This is a genomic window from Herbaspirillum sp. Her2 (genome assembly GCF_057961375.1).
This window is the reverse complement of sequence record NZ_CM176331.1, coordinates 3,985,302-4,005,666: the sequence shown is the minus strand read 5'-3', so window position 1 is coordinate 4,005,666 and position 20,365 is coordinate 3,985,302. Positions and strand designations below refer to the sequence as shown.

Here is a 20,365-nt window from a genome sequence, read left to right as displayed (position 1 = left end):
GGGCACGCGCCCTTTATAATCGCGGGATGCAAAATCTTCTCCACAACCTCAATGAAGAGCAGCTCGCCGCCGTGACGCTGCCCGCGCAATCGGCGCTGATCCTGGCCGGTGCCGGTTCCGGCAAGACCCGGGTGCTGACCACCCGCATTGCCTGGCTGATCCAGACCGGGCAGGTCTCGCCCTCGGGCATCCTGGCGGTGACCTTCACCAACAAGGCCGCCAAGGAAATGACCGCGCGCCTGTCGGGCATGCTGCCCATCAATACGCGCGGCATGTGGATCGGGACTTTCCACGGACTGTGCAATCGCCTGCTGCGCGCGCATCACAAAGATGCCGGGCTGCCGCAGACCTTCCAGATCCTGGATACGCAGGACCAGCTCTCGGCCATCAAGCGTTTGCTCAAGCAGATGAACGTGGACGACGAGAAGTATCCGCCGCGCAACCTGATGTACTTCATCAACAGCGCCAAGGACCAGGGCCTGCGTGCCAAGGATGTGGATGCTTACGACGACTACAACCGCAAGTTCGTCGAACTCTACGAGCTCTACGACCAGCAATGCCAGCGCGAAGGTGTGGTCGATTTCGCCGAGCTGCTGTTGCGCACCTATGAATTGCTCTCGCGCAACCAGCCGCTGCGCGAGCACTACCAGGGCCGCTTCCGCCACATCCTGGTCGACGAGTTCCAGGACACCAACGACCTGCAATACAAATGGTTGAAGCTCATGGCTGGTCAGCACGGCGCGGTCTTCGCGGTGGGCGATGATGACCAGAGCATCTATGCCTTCCGTGGTGCCAACGTGGGCAACATGTCGGCCTTCGAGCAGGAATTCCATGTGGAGAACCTGATCAAGCTGGAGCAGAACTACCGCTCGCACGGCCACATCCTGGACACCGCCAACGAACTGATCGCCAACAACAGCAAGCGCCTGGGCAAGAACCTGCGCACCGATGCCGGCCACGGCGAGCAGGTGCGCGTCTATGAAGCCACCAGCGACCTGCAGGAAGCACAATGGATCATCGAACAGGTCAAGGACCTGATCGCCGAAGGCTGGGCGCGCAGCGAGATCGCCATCCTCTATCGTTCCAACGCGCAGTCGCGGGTGCTGGAACATGCGCTGTTCAGCTCGGCCATTCCCTATCGCGTCTACGGCGGCCAGCGCTTCTTCGAGCGCGCCGAAATCAAGCACGCGATTGCCTACCTGCAGTTGATGGACAACCTGCACAATGATTCGGCCTTCCTGCGCGTGGTCAACTTCCCCACGCGCGGCATCGGTGCCAAGGCCATGGAGTCCTTGCAGGATGCAGCGCGCCAGTATGGCTGCTCGCTCTACGCCGCCGTGCCTTACGTGGCGGGCAAGGCGGGCTCTTCCTTGAATGCCTTCATCAAGCTGATCGAAGGCGCGCGTTTCGAGACCCAGCATCTGCCCCTGCCCGAAATGGTCAAGGTGGTACTGGACCTGTCCGGCCTGATGACCCACTATCGCAACGAAAAGGAAGGCGCAGACCGCATCGAGAACCTGGAACAGCTGGTCAGTGCGGCCACGCTGTTCGTCTCGGAAGAGGGCTATGGCCTCGATGCCCCGGCCTTCCTCGGCCCGCAGGCGCAGGCCTCGGCCGGCACGGCCATCACCACCGCCGATGGCGTGGAAGTGCTCGATGCCGATGCGCCACTGGTGACCATCATGTCGCCGCTGTCAGCCTTCCTCTCGCATGCCTCGCTGGAAGCCGGCGACAACCAGGCGCAGGCCGGCCAGGATGCCCTGCAGCTGATGACGGTGCACTCGGCCAAGGGGCTGGAGTTCGACGCGGTCTTCATCACTGGCATGGAAGAGGGATTGTTCCCGCACGAGAACAGTGCCAAGGAAGAGGGCGGCGTGGAAGAAGAGCGCCGCCTGATGTACGTGGCCATTACGCGGGCGAGAAAGCGGCTCTTCATGACCTTCTCGCAGACCCGCATGCTGCACGGCCAGACGCGCTACAACATGCGTTCACGCTTCTTCGATGAAATGCCGGAGCAGTCGATCAAGTGGCTCTCGCCCAAGATCGCCCAGCATCACTGGTTCGCCAATCCCAAGTCGGCCTGGGATGAAGTGCCGGAAGCGGGCAACAACCGCATCGCGCAGAACTTCTCGCGCCAGACCGATTCCGGCTGGCGCATCGGACAGAACGTGTCCCATGCCAAGTTCGGCGAGGGCGTCATCGTCAACATCGAAGGCGGTGGCGGTGCGGCGCGGGCGCAGATCAACTTTGGCAAGTTCGGGATGAAATTGCTGGATCTGTCGGTGGCGAAACTGGAGAAAATCTAAGTTTTTGCGTTGCCGTTGAATTGGGTTTGCGCAGTGAAACGCCCCGTTGCCTTCTGCAGTGCAACGGGGCGTTTTCCATGCCTGCTCCGGCGACTGAATTCTCCATTGTGCTGCTGGATGCACGGCGTGACCACGGACCGCAATCGTAAAATCGTAAAAGAGATTCAAGCCCTTGCAACGATGGCTTTCGACGGGTAACTTGCCAGAATGACTGAGGTGGTAACAGACCCGAACCTTGCCAGTGCATCGATCGCGGCTTCCAGCTGCGCCATCTCCTCCACCACGACGCGCACGACAAAGCAGTCTTCCCCCGTGATGCGGTCTGCATCAATCACCTCTGGCATCGACGCGAAGGCGAGCAAGCAGCGTTTGATCTCCGCGTGGGTCGTGCGAATCCGCACCAATGCGGAGATATTGTGTCCCACCAAGCCCGGATTTATTTTTGCCGCGTAGCCTTCGATGACACCCCGGTCTTCCAATTTCTTGATACGTGCGGTGACGGCTGGTTGAGATAAACCGATCTGCTTTCCCAGTTCCGTATTACTGATGCGCGCATTGTGTTGAAGCGCCTCCAAGATGCGCCAATCCAGGCGGTCCAGCGCATCCCCTTTGATTTCATTCGTAGAGTCACTCATCTTTTTTTGATTCATTCAGTTGAGGCCTTGAATTCATTCGAAGCTTCATGGTGCCTGAAATCCGTTCTTCATACAATGAGCGCTGTTTCATCAATGGAGACTTCGCAAATGCATCCTTCCGTCCTTCTGGTTCCTGGTATCGGCAACTCCGGCCCTTCGCACTGGCAGAGTTTATGGCAGTCTTCACATCCGAACTGGCGGCGCCTCATGGTCGACAATTGGGACAACGTTGAATGCGAAGACTGGGTATCCGCACTGGAGCGACAACTTGTCAATGCTCCTGAAGACACCCTGCTGGTAGCCCATAGCCTGGGATGTCTGGCGGTGGCACATTGGGCTGCACAATCGCAGAAGAAGCTCGGTGGCGCCTTGCTGGTGGCCGTTCCCGATCCTGCCTCCTCTTCATTTCCACGTAGCGCGGCGCGTGGATTCTCGCCACTGCCTTCGCAACCATTGAGGTTTCCGACGCTGGTCGTCTGCAGCACCGACGATCCCTACGGTAGCGTGGACCATGGCCGAGAATGCGCCAATGCCTGGGGCAGCGAGTTCGTCGTGGTCGGAGCGAAGGGACATCTGAATGCTGAAAGCAACTTGGGTGCCTGGCCGCAAGGGCTAGATTTGCTCGCAAGACTATCCTCTTCGATCGCTGATGGCCAAGGGAATTGATGAAACCTGGGGGCAACTCACACTTTCGCGCCGACGATGTCATCCCTGAAGCCATCAGATCAAAACCCCCGTCGGCGCTCCTGCTTCAGCCAAGCCTTGATCTGCTGCACATCCGCAAATGACGCCAACGCCGCCCGCAGAGCTTTGCCGTCTTCCCGCATCCAGGTCATTTCCTTGTTCAGGTCGCGCACGATACCTTTGGGTGAGACGCGCGCATAGGGTGGCATGTCATAGCTCTGCTTGAAATGCTGTTCTACGTGAGATAGTTCCTGATCCAGCTCCACCAGTTGTTCCTTGAGGATCTGGTTGTAATGCTTCAATCGTTCCGCGCTGATGCCGTTCAACGCACCCTGGTCGATATGCTCCAGTTCCAGTTGGAGTTCAAGCAGTCTCAGCAGGTCGTTCTTTTCGTAGGCCTGGTTGACCTGCTGCATCAGCTGGGTCTTGCGGTCACGCTCGGCGGCGTCGGGTTCGCGGTCGGGATGCAAGGCGCTGGCCAGCTTGCGGTAGACCGCACGGATGGATTGGCTCAGTTCGATGCGTTCCGACTCAAGTTTGACTTCCGCTGCCCGCTGCCGCGGTGATTTCTTGCGGCTCGCGCGGCGCTCCTCGCGCGCTTGCGCCGCCGCCATTTCCTCCTGCTCCCTCTGTTCGAGCATGGCCTCCATTTGCTGCATGATCTCTTCCGGCGTCGCACTGCCAAGATCGTCGCCGAGATCGATGTCCAGCATCTCTTCGATCACCTGCTTGACCTCGTGGAGTTCATCTTCGGTCTCACGATCATAGTCAGACGCACTGTGCTGGTTGTAGATGAGCTTGAGTTCAGGATCGTCCTGCTTTCCAAGCAGGCGATGCGCCATGTCGGCAATCATTTCCGAGAGCATGGTGCGCTCACCCTTGGTCAATCCTTTTTGTGGCCATGCTTCATGCAGGCGCCGGACCAGCTTGCCATTGAGTTCTTGCAGCTCCCGGTCCAGCGGCACGAACTGGTCGACATACTTTTTTTGGAAGTCGGCCATGGCATTCTCCCATTCCGCCAGGCTAGCGCGCCGCTTGCCAATCTGCTTGATAAGGTCATTGAACTTCTTCTGGGCTGGCGACAGGGGGACTTTCTGTTCGGTGTCGTCAATACTGATGGCGCGCAGGTGTGGCTTGGGCATGGGGTAGGGGACTGACTCGGAATCCAGAATTTTAACCGGGTCCGCGACAAGCCAGATGCGTACGTTGGGGCTGGCGCCTCGTGCACTGGACGGGCATTGGTGAAGGAACTGGCAAGGGTCCAGACCAGGTGCGGCCGGGGTGAAGTTTTCTGTAAATTTGCCTCAGCCGAGTTCGATCATGGCTTGCACTTCGTCCCAGGTCGCGGCATAGGCCCCGGCCTTGGAAGCGGCAATGGCCGCCCCGGCCGCCGCACATTGCAGGTGGACCTGCGCCGGGGCATCGGGCTGGCGCAGCTGGCTGGCGATCCAGCCGCCCATGGAGGCATCGCCGCAGCCCACCGTATCGACCACCTCGACGCGATAGGCAGGCTGGTCGATGACCTGCCCGCCTTTGATCCACTGCATGCCCTTGGCCCCCAGGGTGTAGAGGATTTCCGCCTGTGGAGCCAGCGCTTGCAGTGTGGCCAGCGCATTGCCGTCACCGGGGAAGAGGCGCTCCAGGTCTTCGTCGGACACCTTCACGTAATGCGACAGCGACAGCAATTGCTGCAACAGGATGCGATAGGAGGGGCTGTCCATGAGCTTGCGCCAGTTGGGATCGAAGGCGATCTTCTTGTTGCGCAGTGCCGCTTCCTGGGCGATCTGCAGCAGTCGCGAGGCCAGCGGTTCGCGGGTCAGGCTGATGCAGCCGAAGTGCAGCACGCGGGCCTCGTCCATCCAGCCGGCGGGCAGGCGCTGCGGGTCGAAATGCAGGTCGGCGCTGTCGTCGCCGATGAAGAAATAATCGGGTGGGGTGGTCGAGGTCACCATGGCCAGCAGCGGTGCCTTGGCGTGCTGCTGGGTGAAGCGCATGTCCAGTCCGGCCGCTTCGGTGAGCGCATACAGCTCGGCACCGAAGACGTCAGTGCTGACGCTGCCGGCGTAACCGGTGGCCACGCCCAGGCGGGCGGCCGCGCGTGCCACGTTCCAGCAGGCACCGCCGGGAATGGCGCGCCACTGGCCGTCAGGCTGGCGGATGAAATCGGTCAGGGCTTCGCCGAAGACGACGAATGCGGCGCTCTGGGTCATGCTGGTCTCCGTGGGCTTGTCGTTATGGGGGTAAGAAATAGATCGTCGGTTCAGTCTTGCAAGGCGTGGCGCGCGCAGGTCTCGTCGGTCACCAGGCCGGTGAGCCAGCCGCCGCGCAAGGCGGCGCGCACGGCGTCGGCTTTCTTGCTGCCGCCGGAGAGCGCGATCACCGGCCGCTGCGGTGCCTGCGCCAGCGGCGGCGTGGTCACGCGCGCAGCCAGCGACGAGGGCAGCATGACGCCGTCGACGTCGAAGGCGTGGCAGATCATCTCGCCGATCGCCCCCTGGCGCTGCAGGTCGGCCACTTCCTCATCGTCGATGAAACCGTCCTCGTGCATCGCGCCCTGCAGGGCGATGGTGCCGATGCCCAGGAACGTCACATCGGCGCGCTCGGCCAGGCCGGTCACGATCTTGTAGGCGCGGTGGTTGCACCATTGCTGGCGGTCGCGTTCACTCTCGGCCACGCGCGGGGCGGGCAGCAGGTAGAAGCGCGCGCCCAGTTTTTCTGCAGCTTGCAGAGCCACGTCGTAGCGGTTGGCCGAACCGTCGGAAGCAAAGGCACCGATCATCGAGACGATCTGGTGCTGCGGACGCTCCAGTTCCGACAGGCGCTCGATGGCCGCCTTGAGCGTGCGTCCCGAGCCGACGTTGACCACCAGCGGTGCTTCCGAACTGAGGTATTGCTCCATCACTTCGGCCCCGGCCACGGCCAGCATCTGCTGCACTTCCTGTGATTCATTGGGGTTCTCAGCCCCGCCTGCGCCCGGCACCACGCGGCACACTTCCAGCCCGTAGCGCTCCTGCAGGCCCTGCGCCAGTTCCAGGCAGGACGAGACCGGATGCGTGATCTGCACCTTCACCAGATTGGCATCGGCCGCATAGGCCACCATGCGCTGCGCCATCTGGCGCGAGATGCCGAGCCGTTCTGCGATTTCGTTCTGGGTGTTGCCGGCCACGTAGTACATCCACGCGGCGCGCGCCGCCAGGTCGAGTTTGGATGCGCTGCTAGACATGTTCTCCTCGCCAGCCGGCCCGTGGCTGCCTATGCAGGCGGGCGCGGGCTGTCTCTGTGATGTTGATGCGGTGAATTCCCTCTTGGGTCGCCATTTTACGGCCAGTTGACCGTTCCATTATTGCGAAGCTTGGGCAAATGCTCAATCAAAAAGCAAATGCTTGACACAAATTCGAGAATGGATGAATATTTGCCCATAAAAATAATATTTGCTCAAAACGTAGTTAGCGAAAACCGTTAGCGAAAACCGCCTTTCCCTGCATGCGTACACCGGCATCGTCTGCCGCTGCCACCCAGGAAGAACGTGCAGGAGGGCCCATAACATTCGGAGACCAGCATGTCCAAACTCGTGCGCACCCGTGCGTCCGGCTTTACCCGCGTTCGCTTCACCCTGGCCGCTGCGGCCATCTCGACCCTGTTTGCTGCCGGCCATGCACGAGCCGAGCCGGTGACGCTGAACATCGCGTCCATCAACAACCCCGACATGATCGAACTGCAGAAGCTGGCACCGGCGTTCGAGAAGGCCAATCCCGACATCAAGCTGCGCTGGGTCACCATGGAAGAAAGCGTGCTGCGCCAGCGCCTGACCACCGACATCGCCACCAACAGCGGCCAGTTCGACCTGATGACCATCGGTGCGTATGAAGCGCCGATCTGGGCCAAGAAGGGCTGGCTGGCACCGATGAGCGGCCTGCCGGCGGATTACGATGAGGCCGATCTCATCAAGCCGGTGCGCGAGGGCCTGAGCGTCGATGGCAAGCTCTATGCGCTGCCGTTCTACGCCGAAAGCTCGATGACCTACTACCGCAAGGATCTGTTCGAGCAGAAGAAACTGACCATGCCGCAGCACCCGACCTGGGATGAGGTCGCCAAGCTGGCCGCGCAACTGCATGATCCGGCCAAGGGCGTCTACGGCATCTGCCTGCGCGGGCGTGCCGGCTGGGGCGAGAACATGGCCATCATCACCACCATGGCCAATGCCTGGGGTGGCCGCTGGTTCGACGAGCAATGGCAGCCGCAGCTGTCCTCGCCGGAATGGAAGAAATCGGTCAACTTCTATGTCGACCTGATGCGCAAGTACGGCCCGCCGGGCGCCAGCTCCAACGGCTTCAATGAAAACCTGGTGCTGTTCTCCAGCGGCAAGTGCGGCATGTGGGTCGATGCCACGGTGGCGGCCGGCATGCTCTATCACGGCAAGGATTCCAAGGTGGCCGACAAGACCGCCTTCGCTCCCTCCCCGCAGCAGGTGACCGACAAGGGTTCGCACTGGTTGTGGATCTGGTCGCTGGCCGTGCCGAAGTCCTCCAAGTCGCAGGACGCCGCCAAGAAGTTCGCCGCCTGGGCCACCTCCAAGGAATACATCAATCTGGTCGCCAAGGATTCCGGCTGGGCCCTGGTGCCGCCGGGTACGCGCAATTCGACCTACGCTTCGGCCGAATACAAGAAGGTCTCGCCCTTCTCCGACTTCGTGCTCGATGCGATCCAGACCGCGGACGCCAACAAGCCGACCCTGAAACCGGTGCCTTACACCGGCGTGCAGTTCGCCACCATCCCCGAGTTCCAGTCGATCGGGACCGTGACCGGCCAGGCCATTGCCGGTGCACTGGCCGGCAAGACCAGCGCGGATGCCGCCCTGGATGCCGCCCAGGCACAGGCAGTGCGGATGATGCGCCAGGGCCGCTACATCAAGTAAGTCCTTCCGCTTGTGGTTCCGCCGGCATGCAGCCCGTGCTGCATGCCCCGCGCGCGATGTGAGCGGCATGCCTGCATGCCTTGCACATCGCGCCGTTCTCCCCGGCTGTCTGCACCTTGCGTGCGCCGCCCGGATTGAAATGCCGAGGCCGTCATGTCCACGATCCACTCTACCCAGGTGTCGTCCACCTCACCGATGATGCAGAGTTCTTCCCAGCCTGCTGCACGCAAGCAGCAGACCAGTCCGCCGCGCAAGGAGCGCTTCAATCCCATCCGCCTGATGCAGACGCCGTCGGTGCTGATCCTGCTGGCCTGGATGATCGTTCCGCTGGTGATGACCATCTATTTTTCGGTCAATCGCTACAACCTGATGGCCCCTGACCAGACCGGTTTCGTGGGTCTGGAAAATTATATTTTCCTGTTGCAGGACCCGGCCTTCTGGCCCTCCATCGGCAACACCGCGCTGCTGATCGGTTCGGTGCTGGCCATCAGCGTCATCGGCGGCACCCTGCTGGCGGTGCTGTTCGACCAGCCCTTCCGCGGGCGCGGCATTGCGCGCCTGCTGGTCATCGGTCCCTTCTTCGTCATGCCCACCGTGGCCGCGCTGATCTGGAAGAACATGATCATGCATCCGGTCTATGGCATCCTGGCCTACGTGATGCGCCACCTGGGGCTGGAGCCCATTGACTGGCTGGCCGAGTACCCCATGCTGTCGGTCATCATCATTGTGGCCTGGCAGTGGATTCCGTTTGCCTTCCTGATCCTGTTGACCGCGCTGCAGTCGCTCGATACCGACCAGAAGGAAGCTGCACAGCTTGATGGCGCAGGGCCGGTGCGCATCTTCTTCTACATCGTTCTGCCGCACCTGAAGCGCGCCATTACCGTGGTCATCATGATCGAGACCATCTTCCTGCTCTCGGTCTTTGCTGAAATCTTCACCACCACCGCAGGCGGCCCCGGTACGGCCACCACCAACCTGACCTTCCTGGTCTATTCGATCGGCCTGCAGCAGTTCGACATCGGCATCGCTTCGGCGGGCGGCATCTTCGCGGTCGTGCTGGCCAACATCGTCTCGTTCTTCCTGGTGCGCATGCTGGCCAGGAACCTCAAGGGAGTCAACGAAAAATGAGCGATCCTAAGAAAAGCCCCCTGTGGGTGGCGGCGCTGGGCTGGGCCTGCGCCATCGTGCTGTTCTTCCCCATCTTCTGGGTGGCGGTGACGGCCTTCAAGACCGAGTCCCAGGCCTATACCCCCTCGCTGATTTTCTTGCCCACGCTGGACACCTTCCGCGAAGTCTTCAGCCGCAGCCACTACCTGGGCTATGTGCAGAATTCGTTGATCGTGTCGCTGGGGTCGACGCTGTTGTCGCTGCTGCTGGCGGTGCCGGCGGCGTATTCGATGGCCTTCTTCCCGACCGGCCGCACCCAGAAGCTGCTGCTGTGGATGCTGTCGACCAAGATGATGCCGGCCGTGGGCGTACTGATCCCCATCTATCTGCTGGCAAAAAACACCGGCCTGCTTGATACGGTAACCGGGTTGACCATCATCTATACGCTCATCAACCTGCCCATCGCAGTGTGGATGGCGTTCACCTACTTCAATGACGTACCCAAGGAAATCCTCGAAGCAGCCCGTATCGATGGGGCCAACGCGTGGCAGGAAATGATTTACCTGTTGCTGCCCACGGCCATGCCGGGCCTGGCTTCCACGGCCTTGCTGCTGATCATCCTGTCGTGGAATGAAGCCTTCTGGAGCCTGAACCTCACCAGCGTCAATGCGGCACCGCTGACGGTGTTCATCGCCTCCTATTCCAATCCGGAAGGCCTGTTCTGGGCCAAGCTGTCGGCCGCCTCGCTGCTGGCGATTGCCCCGATCATGGGGCTGGGCTGGCTGGCGCAGAAGCAGCTGGTGCGCGGCCTGACCTTCGGAGCGGTGAAGTGATGATGGCGCGCCAGGCGATCACCCACCTGATCTGCGACTGCGACGGCGTGCTGCTCGACAGCGAGAGCATCGCCCTGCGCGTGCTGCATCGTGAACTGTTGCCGCTGCTGCCCGCCTGGAGCGGTGCCGACGATGACGAGCAGGAAGAGCAGCGCAGTCAGGCCCTGCACACCGCCATCGCGCATCGCCTGGGCATGTACACCGACATCCTGCTGGGCGAAGTTGATCTGGAATTCGAACTGGGCCTGGATGCATCCGCCGCCGAGCGCATCCACCAGGCGGTGGCCGTGGCCTGCGGCGAAGAAGCGCAGCCGGTGCCGGGCGTGGTCGAGGCCTTGCAGGCGATCCGCTTGCCGCGTGCGGTGGCCAGCAACAGCGATGCGCCGCGCATCGAAGCCGGCTTGCGCCGTTGCGGCCTGTATCCGCAATTCGCCGGCCGCATCTACAGCGGTCATGACGTGGCCCATCCCAAGCCGGCACCGGATGTGTATCTGGCGGCAGCGGCGGGCTTCAATGTTGATCCGGCGCGCTGCGTGGCAGTCGATGACAGCGTCACCGGCGTGCGTGCGGCGGTGGCCGCCGGCATGTACGTGCTCGGCTTCACCGGGGTGGCGCATGACCGCAAGACGATGGCGCGCAAGCTGAAGGATGCCGGCGCGCATCAGGTATTCGAGGACATGAAACAGTTTCCGCAACTGGTGAGTGAATTGATCTGGCTGCGCTGAGCAAAGAGCGCGCAGTCCCCCTACAAGAGAACGAGGAGAATCCCATGGCAGCCGTGAGCATCAGGAACCTGGCCAAGCGCTACGACGACAACGAGGTCATGCGCGACATCAATCTGGAAATCGAGGATGGCGAATTCGTCGTCTTCGTCGGCCCCTCGGGCTGCGGCAAGTCGACCTTGCTGCGCATGATCGCCGGGCTCGAAGAGATCAGCGATGGCGACCTCGACATCGGTACGCGCCGCATGAACGACGTGCCCGCGTCCAAGCGCGGGGTGGCCATGGTGTTCCAGTCCTATGCGCTGTATCCGCACATGAGCCTGTACGACAACATGGCCTTCGGGTTGAAGATCGCGGGCAAGTCCAAGGCCGAGATCGATGCCGCCGTCCAGCATGCCGCCAAGATCCTGCACATCGATCACCTGCTGGACCGCAAGCCGCGTGCGCTCTCCGGGGGGCAGCGCCAGCGCGTGGCCATTGGCCGCGCCATCACGCGCCAGCCCAGCGTGTTCCTTTTCGATGAGCCGCTGTCGAACCTCGATGCCGCGCTGCGCGTGAAGATGCGCCTGGAATTCGCCAAGCTGCATGACGACCTCAAGACCACCATGATCTACGTGACCCACGACCAGATCGAAGCCATGACTCTGGCCGACAAGATCGTGGTGCTCTCCGAGGGACGCATCGAACAGGTCGGTTCGCCCCAGCAGCTGTATCACCATCCGGCCAATCGTTTCGTGGCCGGCTTCATCGGTTCGCCCAAGATGAACTTCATCGATGGCACCGTGGCTGCCGTGCAGGCCGATGGCGTACAGGTGCAATTGCCCGGGGGCGGTCTGCAGTGGGCTGCGGTTGACGGCAGCACGCTGCAAGCGGGGCAGAAGGTCACGCTGGGCGTGCGTCCCGAGCATCTCAACATCGCCCGGGGCCAGGCTGCGCTGCAGGCACGCTGCACGGCGCTGGAGATGCTGGGTGATTTCTCTTACCTCTATGCGGCCCATGAAGGCAGCGACGATGCGCTGATCCTGCGCGTGCCCGACAGCCTCGATCCGCCGCATGGCAGCGTCTTGCACCTGGCTGCCGATCCGGCCCGCTGCCATCTGTTCGGTGCCGACGGCCAGGCCTTGCCGCGCCTGGCATCGGGCGTGGCCGCGCCGCGCCCGCATTGATCCCTTCGACCATTCACCTCCTCGACAAGGACCAGGCATGACCCGTACCGCCACTTCCATCGACCAGGACGCCGCCGACAGCCTGACCTGGCTGCACATCGGCGCCGGCTCCTTCCATCGCGCCCACCAGGCGGTCTACCTGAATGCGCTGCGCGAGAGCGGCGCTGACTGCCGCTGGCAACTGGCGCTGGCCAACATCCGCGCCGACATGAGCCCGCTGCTGGAAGCGCTGGCCCGCCAGCAGGGCCAGTACACGCTGGAGACCGTCACGCCCGAGGGTGAGCGCAGCTACCAGCGCATCGCTTCCATCGGCCGCATCCTGCCGTGGGATGAACGGCTCACGCAACTGATCGCCGCCGGTGCGGAAGAGCGCACCCGCATCATCTCCTTCACCGTGACCGAGGGCGGCTACTACCTCGACCATCACTACCAGCTCGACACCGGCAACGCCGATCTGGCCGATGACCTGCGTTGTGCCCTCGACGGCAGCGGTGCACCGCGCACCATCTACGGCGCGATTGCAGCCATCCTGCGCGCACGCAGCCAGGCCCATCCGCAGGCGGCGCTGACCCTGCTGAACTGCGACAACCTGCGCCACAACGGCGAACGTTTCCGCGACGGCCTGCGCCAGTTCCTGACCCTGCGCGGCGAGAGCGCACTGGTGGCCTGGATGGATGCCCATACCACCAGCCCCAATGCCATGGTGGACCGCATCACCCCCCGCCCCACACCGGCGGTTGCGGCCCGTGTGAAAGAAAATACAGGTGTCGACGATCCCTGCGCCCTCATGGGCGAGTCCTTCATCCAATGGGTGATCGAAGACGACTTCAAGGCCGGTCGCCCGCGCCTGGAAGCGGCCGGCGTGGAGATGGTGCAATCGGTGCTGCCCTACGAGGAAGCCAAGATCCGCATCCTCAATGCCAGCCACAGCTGCATCGCCTGGGCCGGCACGCTGGCCGGGCTGCAATACATCCACGAAGGTACGTTGCGCGAGGACATCCGCCAGATGGCGCATGACTATGTGACGCAGGACGTGATTCCTTGCCTCACGCCCAGCCCCATCGACCTGGCGGCATATCGCGATACTACGCTGGCGCGCTTCTCCAATCCGGCCATCCAGGACACCAACCAGCGCGTGGCCGCCGATGGCTATTCCAAGATCCCGGGCTTCATCCGCCCGACCTTGCAGGAGAGCCTGGCGGCCGGCCGCGATCCGCAGGCTACAGCCATGCTGCCTGCGCTGTTCCTGGTATTCCTGCAGCGCTGGGCGGCCGGTGCGCTGCCTTACGAATACCAGGACGGCATCTTCGACGCCGCCGCCGCGCGCAGCATGCTGGCGGCAGAGGATGTAGTGCAGGCCTTCTGCGCCGATGCCGTGCTGTGGGGCGAACTGGCCGGGGACGCGCGCCTGGTGGCGCTGGTGCGCTCGGCTTATGGACGCGTGCAGCAGTGGCTGGGGCAGGCGCACTGACGCTGCCTTTTGTGCCCAAGGCGTCATAGAATTGCCGTTCAATAACGAATAACGAGGAGCACCATGTATCTTGGGATCGACCTGGGTACGTCCGAGGTCAAGGCGGTGGTGATCGACGAGACGGGCGCGCTGCTGGCGCTGGCTGGCAGTACGCTGACGGTCTCGCGTCCGCATCCGCGCTGGTCCGAGCAGAGTCCGGCCGACTGGTGGCAGGCCACCTGTGCCACCGTGGACAAGCTGCGCGAGCAGCTCGGCAGTGAGCGCTTCGGCCGCATCCGCGCCATTGGCCTGTCCGGCCAGATGCATGGTGCGGTGCTGATGGATGCGCAAGATGCGGTGCTGCGTCCGGCCATCCTCTGGAGCGATTCGCGCAGTGCCCCCGAATGTGCCGAGCTGGAACGCCGCGCACCGCGCCTGCACGGTATCGCCGGCAACCTGGCCATGCCGGGTTTCACTGCGCCCAAGCTGCTGTGGGTGGCGCGCCATGAACCGCAACTGTTTGCGCGTATCGCGACCGTGCTGCTGCCCAAGGATTGGCTGCGCTTCATGATGACCGGGCGCAAGGTGTGCGATCCCTCGGACGCCGCCGGCACGCTGTGGCTGGATGTGGAAGGCCGCAACTGGTCCGACGAACTGCTGGCCGCCTCCGGCATGCGGCGCGATCAGATGCCGGCGCTGGTCGATGGCAGCGCGGTCTCGGGCACGCTGCTGCCGGAAGTGGCACAGGCCTGGGGCTTGCGTGCGGACGTGATCGTGGCCGGTGGTGCCGGTGATGGCGCGGCCAGTGCAGTGGGCATCGGTGCGGTCAAGCCGGGTGATGGTTTCCTTTCGCTGGGCACGTCCGGTGTGCTGTTCGTGGTCAATGATCGCTTCCGTCCGAATCCTGGGCGCGCCATTCACGCCTTCTGCCACACCCTGCCGCAGCGCTGGCACCAGATGAGCGTGATGCTCTCGGCGGCCAGTTGCCTGCGCTGGTTCTGCCGCTTGTGTTCCGTGGATGAGAAGAGCCTCCTGGCCGAGATCGAACAACTCGACGAAGAAGCGCGCAACAATGCGCCGCTGTTCCTGCCTTACCTGTCAGGTGAGCGCACACCGCACAACGATCCTTACGCCACCGGCGTCTTCCACGGGCTGACACCGGAACACCAGCGTGCCGCACTCGGTTATGCGGTACTTGAAGGCGTGGCCTTCGGCATGGTGGATGGACTCGATGCGCTGCGTGCGGCGGGCACCGATGTGGCCGAATTGTCGCTGGTAGGAGGTGGCGCGCGCAGTGCTTATTGGGCACAGTTGCTGGCCGATGCGCTGCAGGTGCGCATCGTCACCCACGTGGGCAGCGAGGCCGGCGGTGCGCTGGGTGCGGCGCGCCTGGCCTGGCTGGCCGACGGCGGCGATGAAGCCGAGGTGTGCCGCAAACCGGCACAGCAGGCGCTGTACCAGCCCGATGCAGCACGGCATGCGGCCCTGCAGGTGCGGCTGCAACGCTATCGGGCAATCTATGCGCCGTTTGCGCCCTTGCAGGGAGAGAGTGCCTGAGCGCAGCGCTTACTTGCGCTGGAACTTGAACACCGAGATCGCCTGCAGCAGGCGCATGGTCTGCTCTTCCAGACTGGTGGCCGCTGCGGCCGCTTCTTCGACCAGCGAGGCATTCTGCTGGGTGCTGGCATCCATCTGCGTGATGGCTTCATGCACCTGGTTGATGCCCGCACTCTGCTGCTGGGTCGCCTCGTTGATCTCGCTCATGATGCCCGAGACCCGCTGCACCGAAGCCACGATGTCGCGCATGGTGCTGCTGGCCTGCTCCACCTGGCGATTGCCCACTTCCACCTTGGCCACCGAGTCGTCGATCAACTGCTTGATCTCCTTGGCCGCCGCTGCCGAGCGCTGCGCCAGCATGCGCACTTCCGAGGCCACCACCGCAAAGCCGCGTCCCTGCTCGCCGGCGCGCGCCGCTTCCACGGCGGCATTGAGTGCCAGGATATTGGTCTGGAAGGCGATGCTGTCGATCAGGCTGATGATGTCCACGATCTTGTTGGAGGATTCGCTGATCTCGTTCATCGTCGTGCCGGTGCTGGCCACGGCATCGCCGCCGCGCATGGCAATGGATGATGCGGTCCCGGCCAGCTCGTTGGCCTGGCTCGCGTGATCCGCATTCTGGCGCACGGTGCCGGCGAGCTGGTGCATGCTCGATGCCGTTTCTTCCAGATTCGCGGCTTGCTGTTCAGTGCGGCGTGAGAGATCCATGTTGCCGGTGGCGATTTCGCGGGTCGCCATATTGATGGTCTCGACGTTGGATCGCACGTCGCCGATGATGGCGGTCAGGTTCACGTTCATCTGGCGCAGCGAGGCCAGCAGGCGGCCCAGTTCATCATGGCGGCCGGTCTCGATGCGCACCGAGAGATCGCCTCCGGTGATGGCGTGGGTGATATCGAGGGCCTGCTGCAGCGGCTTGATGAGCGCGGCGCGCAGGGCGATCCACTGCACGATGGACAGCAGGGCTGACGCGGCCGCCAGTGCGCTGATCCACCACTGGTGCAGCGTCATCATGCCGGCCAGTACGACGGCGATCTGGATCGCCAGCATCACGCCCATCGACCAGTTCAGGCGCGTATTCAACTGCATGCGCCCGAGCCTGCCCAGCCATCCGGCCAGTCCGGTCCGCACCACTTCACCACGATGCAGGGCAATGCCCTTGGCCTGGCCACGGCGCATGCTTGCGTAGAGCTTCTCGGCGCCATCCACCGCCGCGCGTTCGGGCTTGGTGCGGACCGACATGTAGCCGACCACCTGGCCGCTTTCGCGGATGGGCGTCACGTTGGCACGCACCCAGTAATGGTCGCCGCTCTTGCTGCGGTTCTTGACCAGTCCGGTCCAGGGTGTGCCGCCCTTGATGGTGGCCCACATGTCGGCGAAGGCCTCGGGCGGCATGTCGGGATGGCGGATCAGGTTCTGCGGCGCGCCCAGCAATTCCTCTTCCTCGAAACCGCTGATCTCGATGAAGTAAGGATTGACGTAGGTGATATTGCCCTGGAGATCGGTCTTGGAAACGATGGCCTTGCCATCGATGAGCAGGCGTTCCTGCCCCGTGACCGGCATGTTCATGCGCATCTGATACCCCCGTGTAAGAAGCTGTGATGATGGAAAGTCCAGCTGGCGGGGGCGGGCGGTGGAGCGGATGCTGTTCGCCTCTCCCTTGCGAACACATCGGACCGGGCGCGCCAGGCAGCGACAGCCTGGCGCAAGGTCCTGTATGACGGGAATGACGCGTCAGACGATGGGATTGTCTCCGTTGTGCGGGCTGTCGGACCCTCTGCGGGGCTTTCCGAAGACGCTAGTGTAGGTCGGATAGAACGAACAGTACATGATGACCGTCAATATTATCGAGATCGGCAGCAGGATGAAGAACACCGCCGTAATGCTGCCGGTCAGCAGCGTGATGGCCATGCTGATGACCGTGGGCACCACGATGGCGATCACGATCCAGGCCAGGCCGAAGACCAGGAACGCACGCCCGGCGCGGCGCACCGCGAAGAAGCTGTAGAACAGTGCCTTCCCCAGCGGCATCTGCTGCCACATGATCAAGGGGGCGGCATACCAGAACGCCATGGCCGCCGGCACGTAGAGGGCGGCCGCCACCAGCATGGCAATGCGCATGCTGCCAGCGGCGCTTTGCAGTTCCTCGGTCGACAGGCCGCCACCCATCATGGCTTTCCAGAAGCTGCCGCCGTCGGCCAGCGCCGAAGCCGCTACCACCAGCGTGGCCACCAGCAGATAGAGCAGGCCGAGCTTCAACAGCGTATTGCGCGCCGGGCTGCGGAAGCCGATCAACAGCAGGTTGGGGAACACCCGCTCACCGCGCTCGATCTGCGCGCAGGCCTGCATGAACGACATCGAGAACAGCGGGATCAGGATCAGCGGCAGCATCTGGCCGAGCACCGGGATGATGCCCAGCGCCAGCATCAGGAACATGTAGGCGAAGAACAGCGTGGAGATTTCGGCCGGTTGCTTTCTGAACAGGGCGAAGCCCTGTTTGACCCAGGACCAGCCGGTGTGTGCGGGGATCTTTTCCATGGCTCCAGTGCTTACAGCGTCGGTGGCGCATCCTGGATGCGCAGGCGCAGGATGCGTTCGAAGTGCGTCGGATCATGCGGCGTGAGCATTTCGGCTTCGCGCGGCAGATAGAAATCGTACAGGCGCGAGAGCCAGAAGCGCAGCGCGGCAGCGCGCAGCATCGGCTGCCACGCCACGCGTTCGGCGTCCGAGAACGGACGCACGGCACGATAGGCGGCCAGCATGGCTTCGCTGCGGGCAGTGTCGAGCACGCCCGTGTCCAGGTCCACGCACCAGTCGTTGACGGTCACGGCCAGGTCGAACAGCCAGGTATCGCAACCGGCGAAATAGAAATCGAAGATGCCCGACAGCTGCTCGCCCACGAACATCGCGTTATTGCGGAACAGGTCGGCATGCACCGGTCCACGCGGCAGGGCGCGGTAGTCGGCGGTGGCGGCAAAGTCCTTCTGGTACTGCACTTCGCTGGCGAGCAACTGGCCCAGTTCGGCCGGCAGGAAGGGCAGCACCGCCGGGGTGGTTTCCAGCCACCAGGCCAGGCCGCGCAGGTTGGGCTGCAGGATCTTGAAATCCTTGGCCGCCAGGTGCATGCGCGCCAGCATGTCGCCCAGCGCGGCGCAGTGCACCGGCTGTGGATCCAGCTGCGACTGGCCTTCGAGCTTGCTGACGATGGCTGCCGGCTTGTCGTTGAGCAGGTTGACGATGGCGCCCTTGTCGTTGGGCACCGGCGCCGGCACCGGGATGCCGCGCTGCGCCAGGTGGCGCATCAGTTCGAGATAGAAGGGCAACTGTTCGATGTGCAGCTTCTCGAACAGCGTCAGCACGTATTCGCCTTGCTCCGTGCCGATGAAGAAGTTGCTGTTTTCGATGCCCGAGGAGATGCCTTTGATCGAGGTGGCGCGGCCGAGCGGGAATTGTTCAATCCAGTCCGAGAGTTGTTCCAGACTGACCGGTGTAAAGACTGCCATGACGAAAATGAAAAGAGGATGCTGGCTGGGGCGCGCTGCCGCCAAATCCGGCGGCTGCGCGAGGGGGAGGGCAGATGCGCCGTCCTTCCCGTTCCTGAACCGGCTGCGCAATGCGGCCGGGTGATGCGGTTGATCGCTGTCGATCGCGCGCCATCATCGTCTGGCGACGCGCGCGATCAACGGAATCACTTCTTGGTGGTGCCGTCGGTGTCGCCTTCCTGAGGCTTCTTGACACCCCAGTCGAACTCGCCGACCTTCCACTGGGCCGAGCTAGGCGGCGGGCTTTGTGCATCGCCGGGGGTGGAACCGCCCAGTTGCGGATTGGGACGCACGTAGTAGGTGCTGGGACCGGACTTGACTTCGATTTCCTTGGTCTGGCCGTGGTCGCGGCGTTCCTTGATGCTGTTGCCCTGCGTGCGGCTGTCTTCGCCCGGCTTGCGGATGGTCACGGCCGGTGGTTCGCCTTCTTCCAGCTTCTCCAGTTCGGGCGGCGGCGGAGCGGGCTGGGCAGCCAGGCCTGCGGGCGGAGTTTGTGCCAGCGCCAGCGGCGCGGCCAGGCCAGCCGATGCGCACAGCAGCAGCGCTGCCAGGGACTCTTTGAACCGGAGTTGGGATGGTTTCATGATCTTATGAAGAAAAAGGGGTGTTGTTTTCTTCATTGTAGCAAACCATCAAGGTCTGGCCGTCGCGTTTCTTCATGGGAATGATCAATAAGACAACAGGCAAATGCGAGCGCGCGTGGCCGTGTTGAGCCGGATCCATCGCCGGGGCTAGTCCAGCAGCGGGATGCGGGTGCTCAGCCAGTCGGCCAGGGTAGGGGGCATGGCCACCACTTTGACGAATTCTTCATCTTCGCCTTCGCTGGCATCGAAGTAGGCGAGGTGGTCGCGGGCATAGTCGATCAGCACGGGATAGTGCCCGCCCCATTGCACGGTGAAGTAGCGTACCGCGCGCCACTGGCCCTGCTCATCGAAGATGCGCAGGCGGATCTGGTCGTGCCGGTGGTCGCCGCTGCCGGTGCCGCACAGTTCGACCAGGAAGTCTTCGCCCCGATAGTGGCGCAGGCCGCCGTTGAGCTTTTCGGTGTACATCTGGCATTGCTGGTAGTGGGGCCGGGTGCTGGTGACCACGGCAATGGCCACGCCATAGCTCATCACCACCATGTAGAGCAGGGTGGTGGTCCAGTAGGCTGGCTGCCAGCGCGGCTGGGCCTGACCGATGACGCGGCCCATGCCCCAGCAGAACCAGGCCAGGGTGGCGGCCATGAGCAGGGCCGCCAGCCAGTACAGGGTTTCACGGTGCGCGTGCAGGCTGTCTTGCCACCGGTCGGGGTGCCATGGCTGCCACTGTGTGGCGGGAAGAAACAGCATGGCCGCACCGGTCGCCATTGGTATCAGGCACAGGAACAGCGCCGCGTACAGCGTGCCCAGGAAGAGTTGCGTGAAATAGGCGCGGGCGACCGGCATAAAAGAGAAGGTGCAAGAAAGTGG

17 protein-coding genes and 1 pseudogene are annotated in these 20,365 nt (G+C 63.1%); 9 read left to right on the top strand and 9 right to left on the bottom strand.

What is annotated here, in order from left to right; genetic code table 11:
- Positions 1–26: 26 nt before the first annotated feature.
- Positions 27–2,306, top strand: a complete 2,280-nt coding sequence (locus ACWHXP_RS18195; RefSeq protein ID WP_121042681.1) for a UvrD-helicase domain-containing protein — start codon at positions 27–29, stop codon at positions 2,304–2,306.
- A 164-nt stretch (positions 2,307–2,470) separates the two neighbouring features.
- Here the strand turns inward: ACWHXP_RS18195 and ACWHXP_RS18190 are convergent, their stop codons facing one another.
- Positions 2,471–2,956, bottom strand: a complete 486-nt coding sequence (locus ACWHXP_RS18190; RefSeq protein ID WP_489624503.1) for an Lrp/AsnC family transcriptional regulator — start codon at positions 2,954–2,956, stop codon at positions 2,471–2,473.
- 93 nt (positions 2,957–3,049) lie between these two features.
- Between ACWHXP_RS18190 and ACWHXP_RS18185 the strand changes: the two genes are divergently transcribed.
- On the top strand, positions 3,050–3,607 hold the full coding sequence (locus tag ACWHXP_RS18185; RefSeq protein ID WP_489624504.1) for an RBBP9/YdeN family alpha/beta hydrolase: 558 nt from the start codon (positions 3,050–3,052) through the stop codon (positions 3,605–3,607).
- A gap of 59 nt (positions 3,608–3,666) precedes the next feature.
- On the opposite strand, the gene ACWHXP_RS18180 is transcribed toward ACWHXP_RS18185, so the two are convergent.
- The 3 genes from ACWHXP_RS18180 to ACWHXP_RS18170 all read right to left on the bottom strand — a co-directional run bounded on the left by ACWHXP_RS18180 (position 3,667) and on the right by ACWHXP_RS18170 (position 6,848).
- Positions 3,667–4,767, bottom strand: coding sequence for a J domain-containing protein (locus ACWHXP_RS18180; RefSeq protein WP_489635358.1), 1,101 nt, complete (start codon positions 4,765–4,767; stop codon positions 3,667–3,669).
- 162 nt (positions 4,768–4,929) lie between these two features.
- The gene (locus ACWHXP_RS18175) at positions 4,930–5,835 is read right to left on the bottom strand and encodes a carbohydrate kinase family protein (protein WP_489635359.1); all 906 of its coding nucleotides are present in this window, start codon (positions 5,833–5,835) and stop codon (positions 4,930–4,932) included.
- A gap of 50 nt (positions 5,836–5,885) precedes the next feature.
- A complete protein-coding gene (locus ACWHXP_RS18170) occupies positions 5,886–6,848 on the bottom strand; it encodes a sugar-binding transcriptional regulator (protein WP_489624507.1) in 963 nt (320 codons plus the stop codon).
- Positions 6,849–7,184: 336 nt separating this feature from the next.
- Here ACWHXP_RS18170 and ACWHXP_RS18165 point away from each other — a divergent pair, with 336 nt between their 5' ends.
- The 7 genes and pseudogenes from ACWHXP_RS18165 (at position 7,185) to xylB (ending at position 15,375) form a co-directional block, all read left to right on the top strand.
- Complete coding sequence (locus ACWHXP_RS18165; protein WP_489624508.1) at positions 7,185–8,540, top strand: ABC transporter substrate-binding protein; 1,356 nt, start codon at positions 7,185–7,187, stop codon at positions 8,538–8,540.
- 153 nt (positions 8,541–8,693) lie between these two features.
- Complete coding sequence (locus ACWHXP_RS18160) at positions 8,694–9,668, top strand: carbohydrate ABC transporter permease (RefSeq protein ID WP_034330884.1); 975 nt, start codon at positions 8,694–8,696, stop codon at positions 9,666–9,668.
- Positions 9,669–9,718: 50 nt separating this feature from the next.
- Positions 9,719–10,480: pseudogene (locus ACWHXP_RS18155) on the top strand (carbohydrate ABC transporter permease); the annotation flags it as partial.
- Positions 10,480–11,205 carry an HAD family hydrolase gene (locus tag ACWHXP_RS18150; RefSeq protein ID WP_489624509.1) on the top strand — a complete coding sequence of 242 codons (726 nt, stop codon included), beginning with the start codon at positions 10,480–10,482 and terminating at the stop codon, positions 11,203–11,205. The pseudogene ACWHXP_RS18155 and the gene ACWHXP_RS18150, both read left to right, overlap by 1 nt.
- 44 nt (positions 11,206–11,249) lie before the next feature.
- Positions 11,250–12,368, top strand: coding sequence for an ABC transporter ATP-binding protein (locus ACWHXP_RS18145; RefSeq protein ID WP_489635360.1), 1,119 nt, complete (start codon positions 11,250–11,252; stop codon positions 12,366–12,368).
- A gap of 37 nt (positions 12,369–12,405) precedes the next feature.
- Positions 12,406–13,839 (top strand): D-arabinitol 4-dehydrogenase, encoded by a 1,434-nt coding sequence (gene dalD / locus ACWHXP_RS18140; protein ID WP_489635361.1) that lies wholly within the window; start codon positions 12,406–12,408, stop codon positions 13,837–13,839.
- Positions 13,840–13,902: 63 nt separating this feature from the next.
- Positions 13,903–15,375, top strand: coding sequence for a xylulokinase (gene xylB, locus ACWHXP_RS18135; protein ID WP_489635362.1), 1,473 nt, complete (start codon positions 13,903–13,905; stop codon positions 15,373–15,375).
- A gap of 9 nt (positions 15,376–15,384) precedes the next feature.
- Here the strand turns inward: xylB and ACWHXP_RS18130 are convergent, their stop codons facing one another.
- The 5 genes from ACWHXP_RS18130 to ACWHXP_RS18110 form a co-directional block, all read right to left on the bottom strand.
- Positions 15,385–16,947, bottom strand: a complete 1,563-nt coding sequence (locus tag ACWHXP_RS18130) for a methyl-accepting chemotaxis protein (protein WP_489624511.1) — start codon at positions 16,945–16,947, stop codon at positions 15,385–15,387.
- Between the two features lie 159 nt (positions 16,948–17,106).
- On the bottom strand, positions 17,107–17,910 hold the full coding sequence (locus ACWHXP_RS18125) for a BPSS1780 family membrane protein (protein ID WP_489624512.1): 804 nt from the start codon (positions 17,908–17,910) through the stop codon (positions 17,107–17,109).
- Between the two features lie 11 nt (positions 17,911–17,921).
- Entirely contained in the window at positions 17,922–18,875 is a 954-nt protein-coding gene (locus ACWHXP_RS18120) for a homoserine kinase (RefSeq protein ID WP_034330901.1), read from the bottom strand.
- Between the two features lie 185 nt (positions 18,876–19,060).
- Entirely contained in the window at positions 19,061–19,498 is a 438-nt protein-coding gene (locus ACWHXP_RS18115; RefSeq protein ID WP_039789298.1) for a hypothetical protein, read from the bottom strand.
- Between the two features lie 147 nt (positions 19,499–19,645).
- Positions 19,646–20,341, bottom strand: coding sequence for a hypothetical protein (locus tag ACWHXP_RS18110; protein WP_489635363.1), 696 nt, complete (start codon positions 20,339–20,341; stop codon positions 19,646–19,648).
- Positions 20,342–20,365 lie beyond the last annotated feature (24 nt).

Excerpts from the sequence above, each read along its gene's own strand:
- ACWHXP_RS18195 (WP_121042681.1), top strand. The coding sequence starts at position 27 with ATGCAAAATCTTCTCCACAACCTCAATGAAGAGCAGCTCGCCGCCGTG.
- ACWHXP_RS18190 (WP_489624503.1), bottom strand. The coding sequence starts at position 2,956 with ATGAATCAAAAAAAGATGAGTGACTCTACGAATGAAATCAAAGGGGAT.
- ACWHXP_RS18185 (WP_489624504.1), top strand. The coding sequence starts at position 3,050 with ATGCATCCTTCCGTCCTTCTGGTTCCTGGTATCGGCAACTCCGGCCCT.
- ACWHXP_RS18180 (WP_489635358.1), bottom strand. The coding sequence starts at position 4,767 with ATGCCCAAGCCACACCTGCGCGCCATCAGTATTGACGACACCGAACAG.
- ACWHXP_RS18175 (WP_489635359.1), bottom strand. The coding sequence starts at position 5,835 with ATGACCCAGAGCGCCGCATTCGTCGTCTTCGGCGAAGCCCTGACCGAT.
- ACWHXP_RS18170 (WP_489624507.1), bottom strand. The coding sequence starts at position 6,848 with ATGTCTAGCAGCGCATCCAAACTCGACCTGGCGGCGCGCGCCGCGTGG.
- ACWHXP_RS18165 (WP_489624508.1), top strand. The coding sequence starts at position 7,185 with ATGTCCAAACTCGTGCGCACCCGTGCGTCCGGCTTTACCCGCGTTCGC.
- ACWHXP_RS18160 (WP_034330884.1), top strand. The coding sequence starts at position 8,694 with ATGTCCACGATCCACTCTACCCAGGTGTCGTCCACCTCACCGATGATG.
- ACWHXP_RS18150 (WP_489624509.1), top strand. The coding sequence starts at position 10,480 with ATGATGGCGCGCCAGGCGATCACCCACCTGATCTGCGACTGCGACGGC.
- ACWHXP_RS18145 (WP_489635360.1), top strand. The coding sequence starts at position 11,250 with ATGGCAGCCGTGAGCATCAGGAACCTGGCCAAGCGCTACGACGACAAC.
- dalD (WP_489635361.1), top strand. The coding sequence starts at position 12,406 with ATGACCCGTACCGCCACTTCCATCGACCAGGACGCCGCCGACAGCCTG.
- xylB (WP_489635362.1), top strand. The coding sequence starts at position 13,903 with ATGTATCTTGGGATCGACCTGGGTACGTCCGAGGTCAAGGCGGTGGTG.
- ACWHXP_RS18130 (WP_489624511.1), bottom strand. The coding sequence starts at position 16,947 with ATGCGCATGAACATGCCGGTCACGGGGCAGGAACGCCTGCTCATCGAT.
- ACWHXP_RS18125 (WP_489624512.1), bottom strand. The coding sequence starts at position 17,910 with ATGGAAAAGATCCCCGCACACACCGGCTGGTCCTGGGTCAAACAGGGC.
- ACWHXP_RS18120 (WP_034330901.1), bottom strand. The coding sequence starts at position 18,875 with ATGGCAGTCTTTACACCGGTCAGTCTGGAACAACTCTCGGACTGGATT.
- ACWHXP_RS18115 (WP_039789298.1), bottom strand. The coding sequence starts at position 19,498 with ATGAAACCATCCCAACTCCGGTTCAAAGAGTCCCTGGCAGCGCTGCTG.
- ACWHXP_RS18110 (WP_489635363.1), bottom strand. The coding sequence starts at position 20,341 with ATGCCGGTCGCCCGCGCCTATTTCACGCAACTCTTCCTGGGCACGCTG.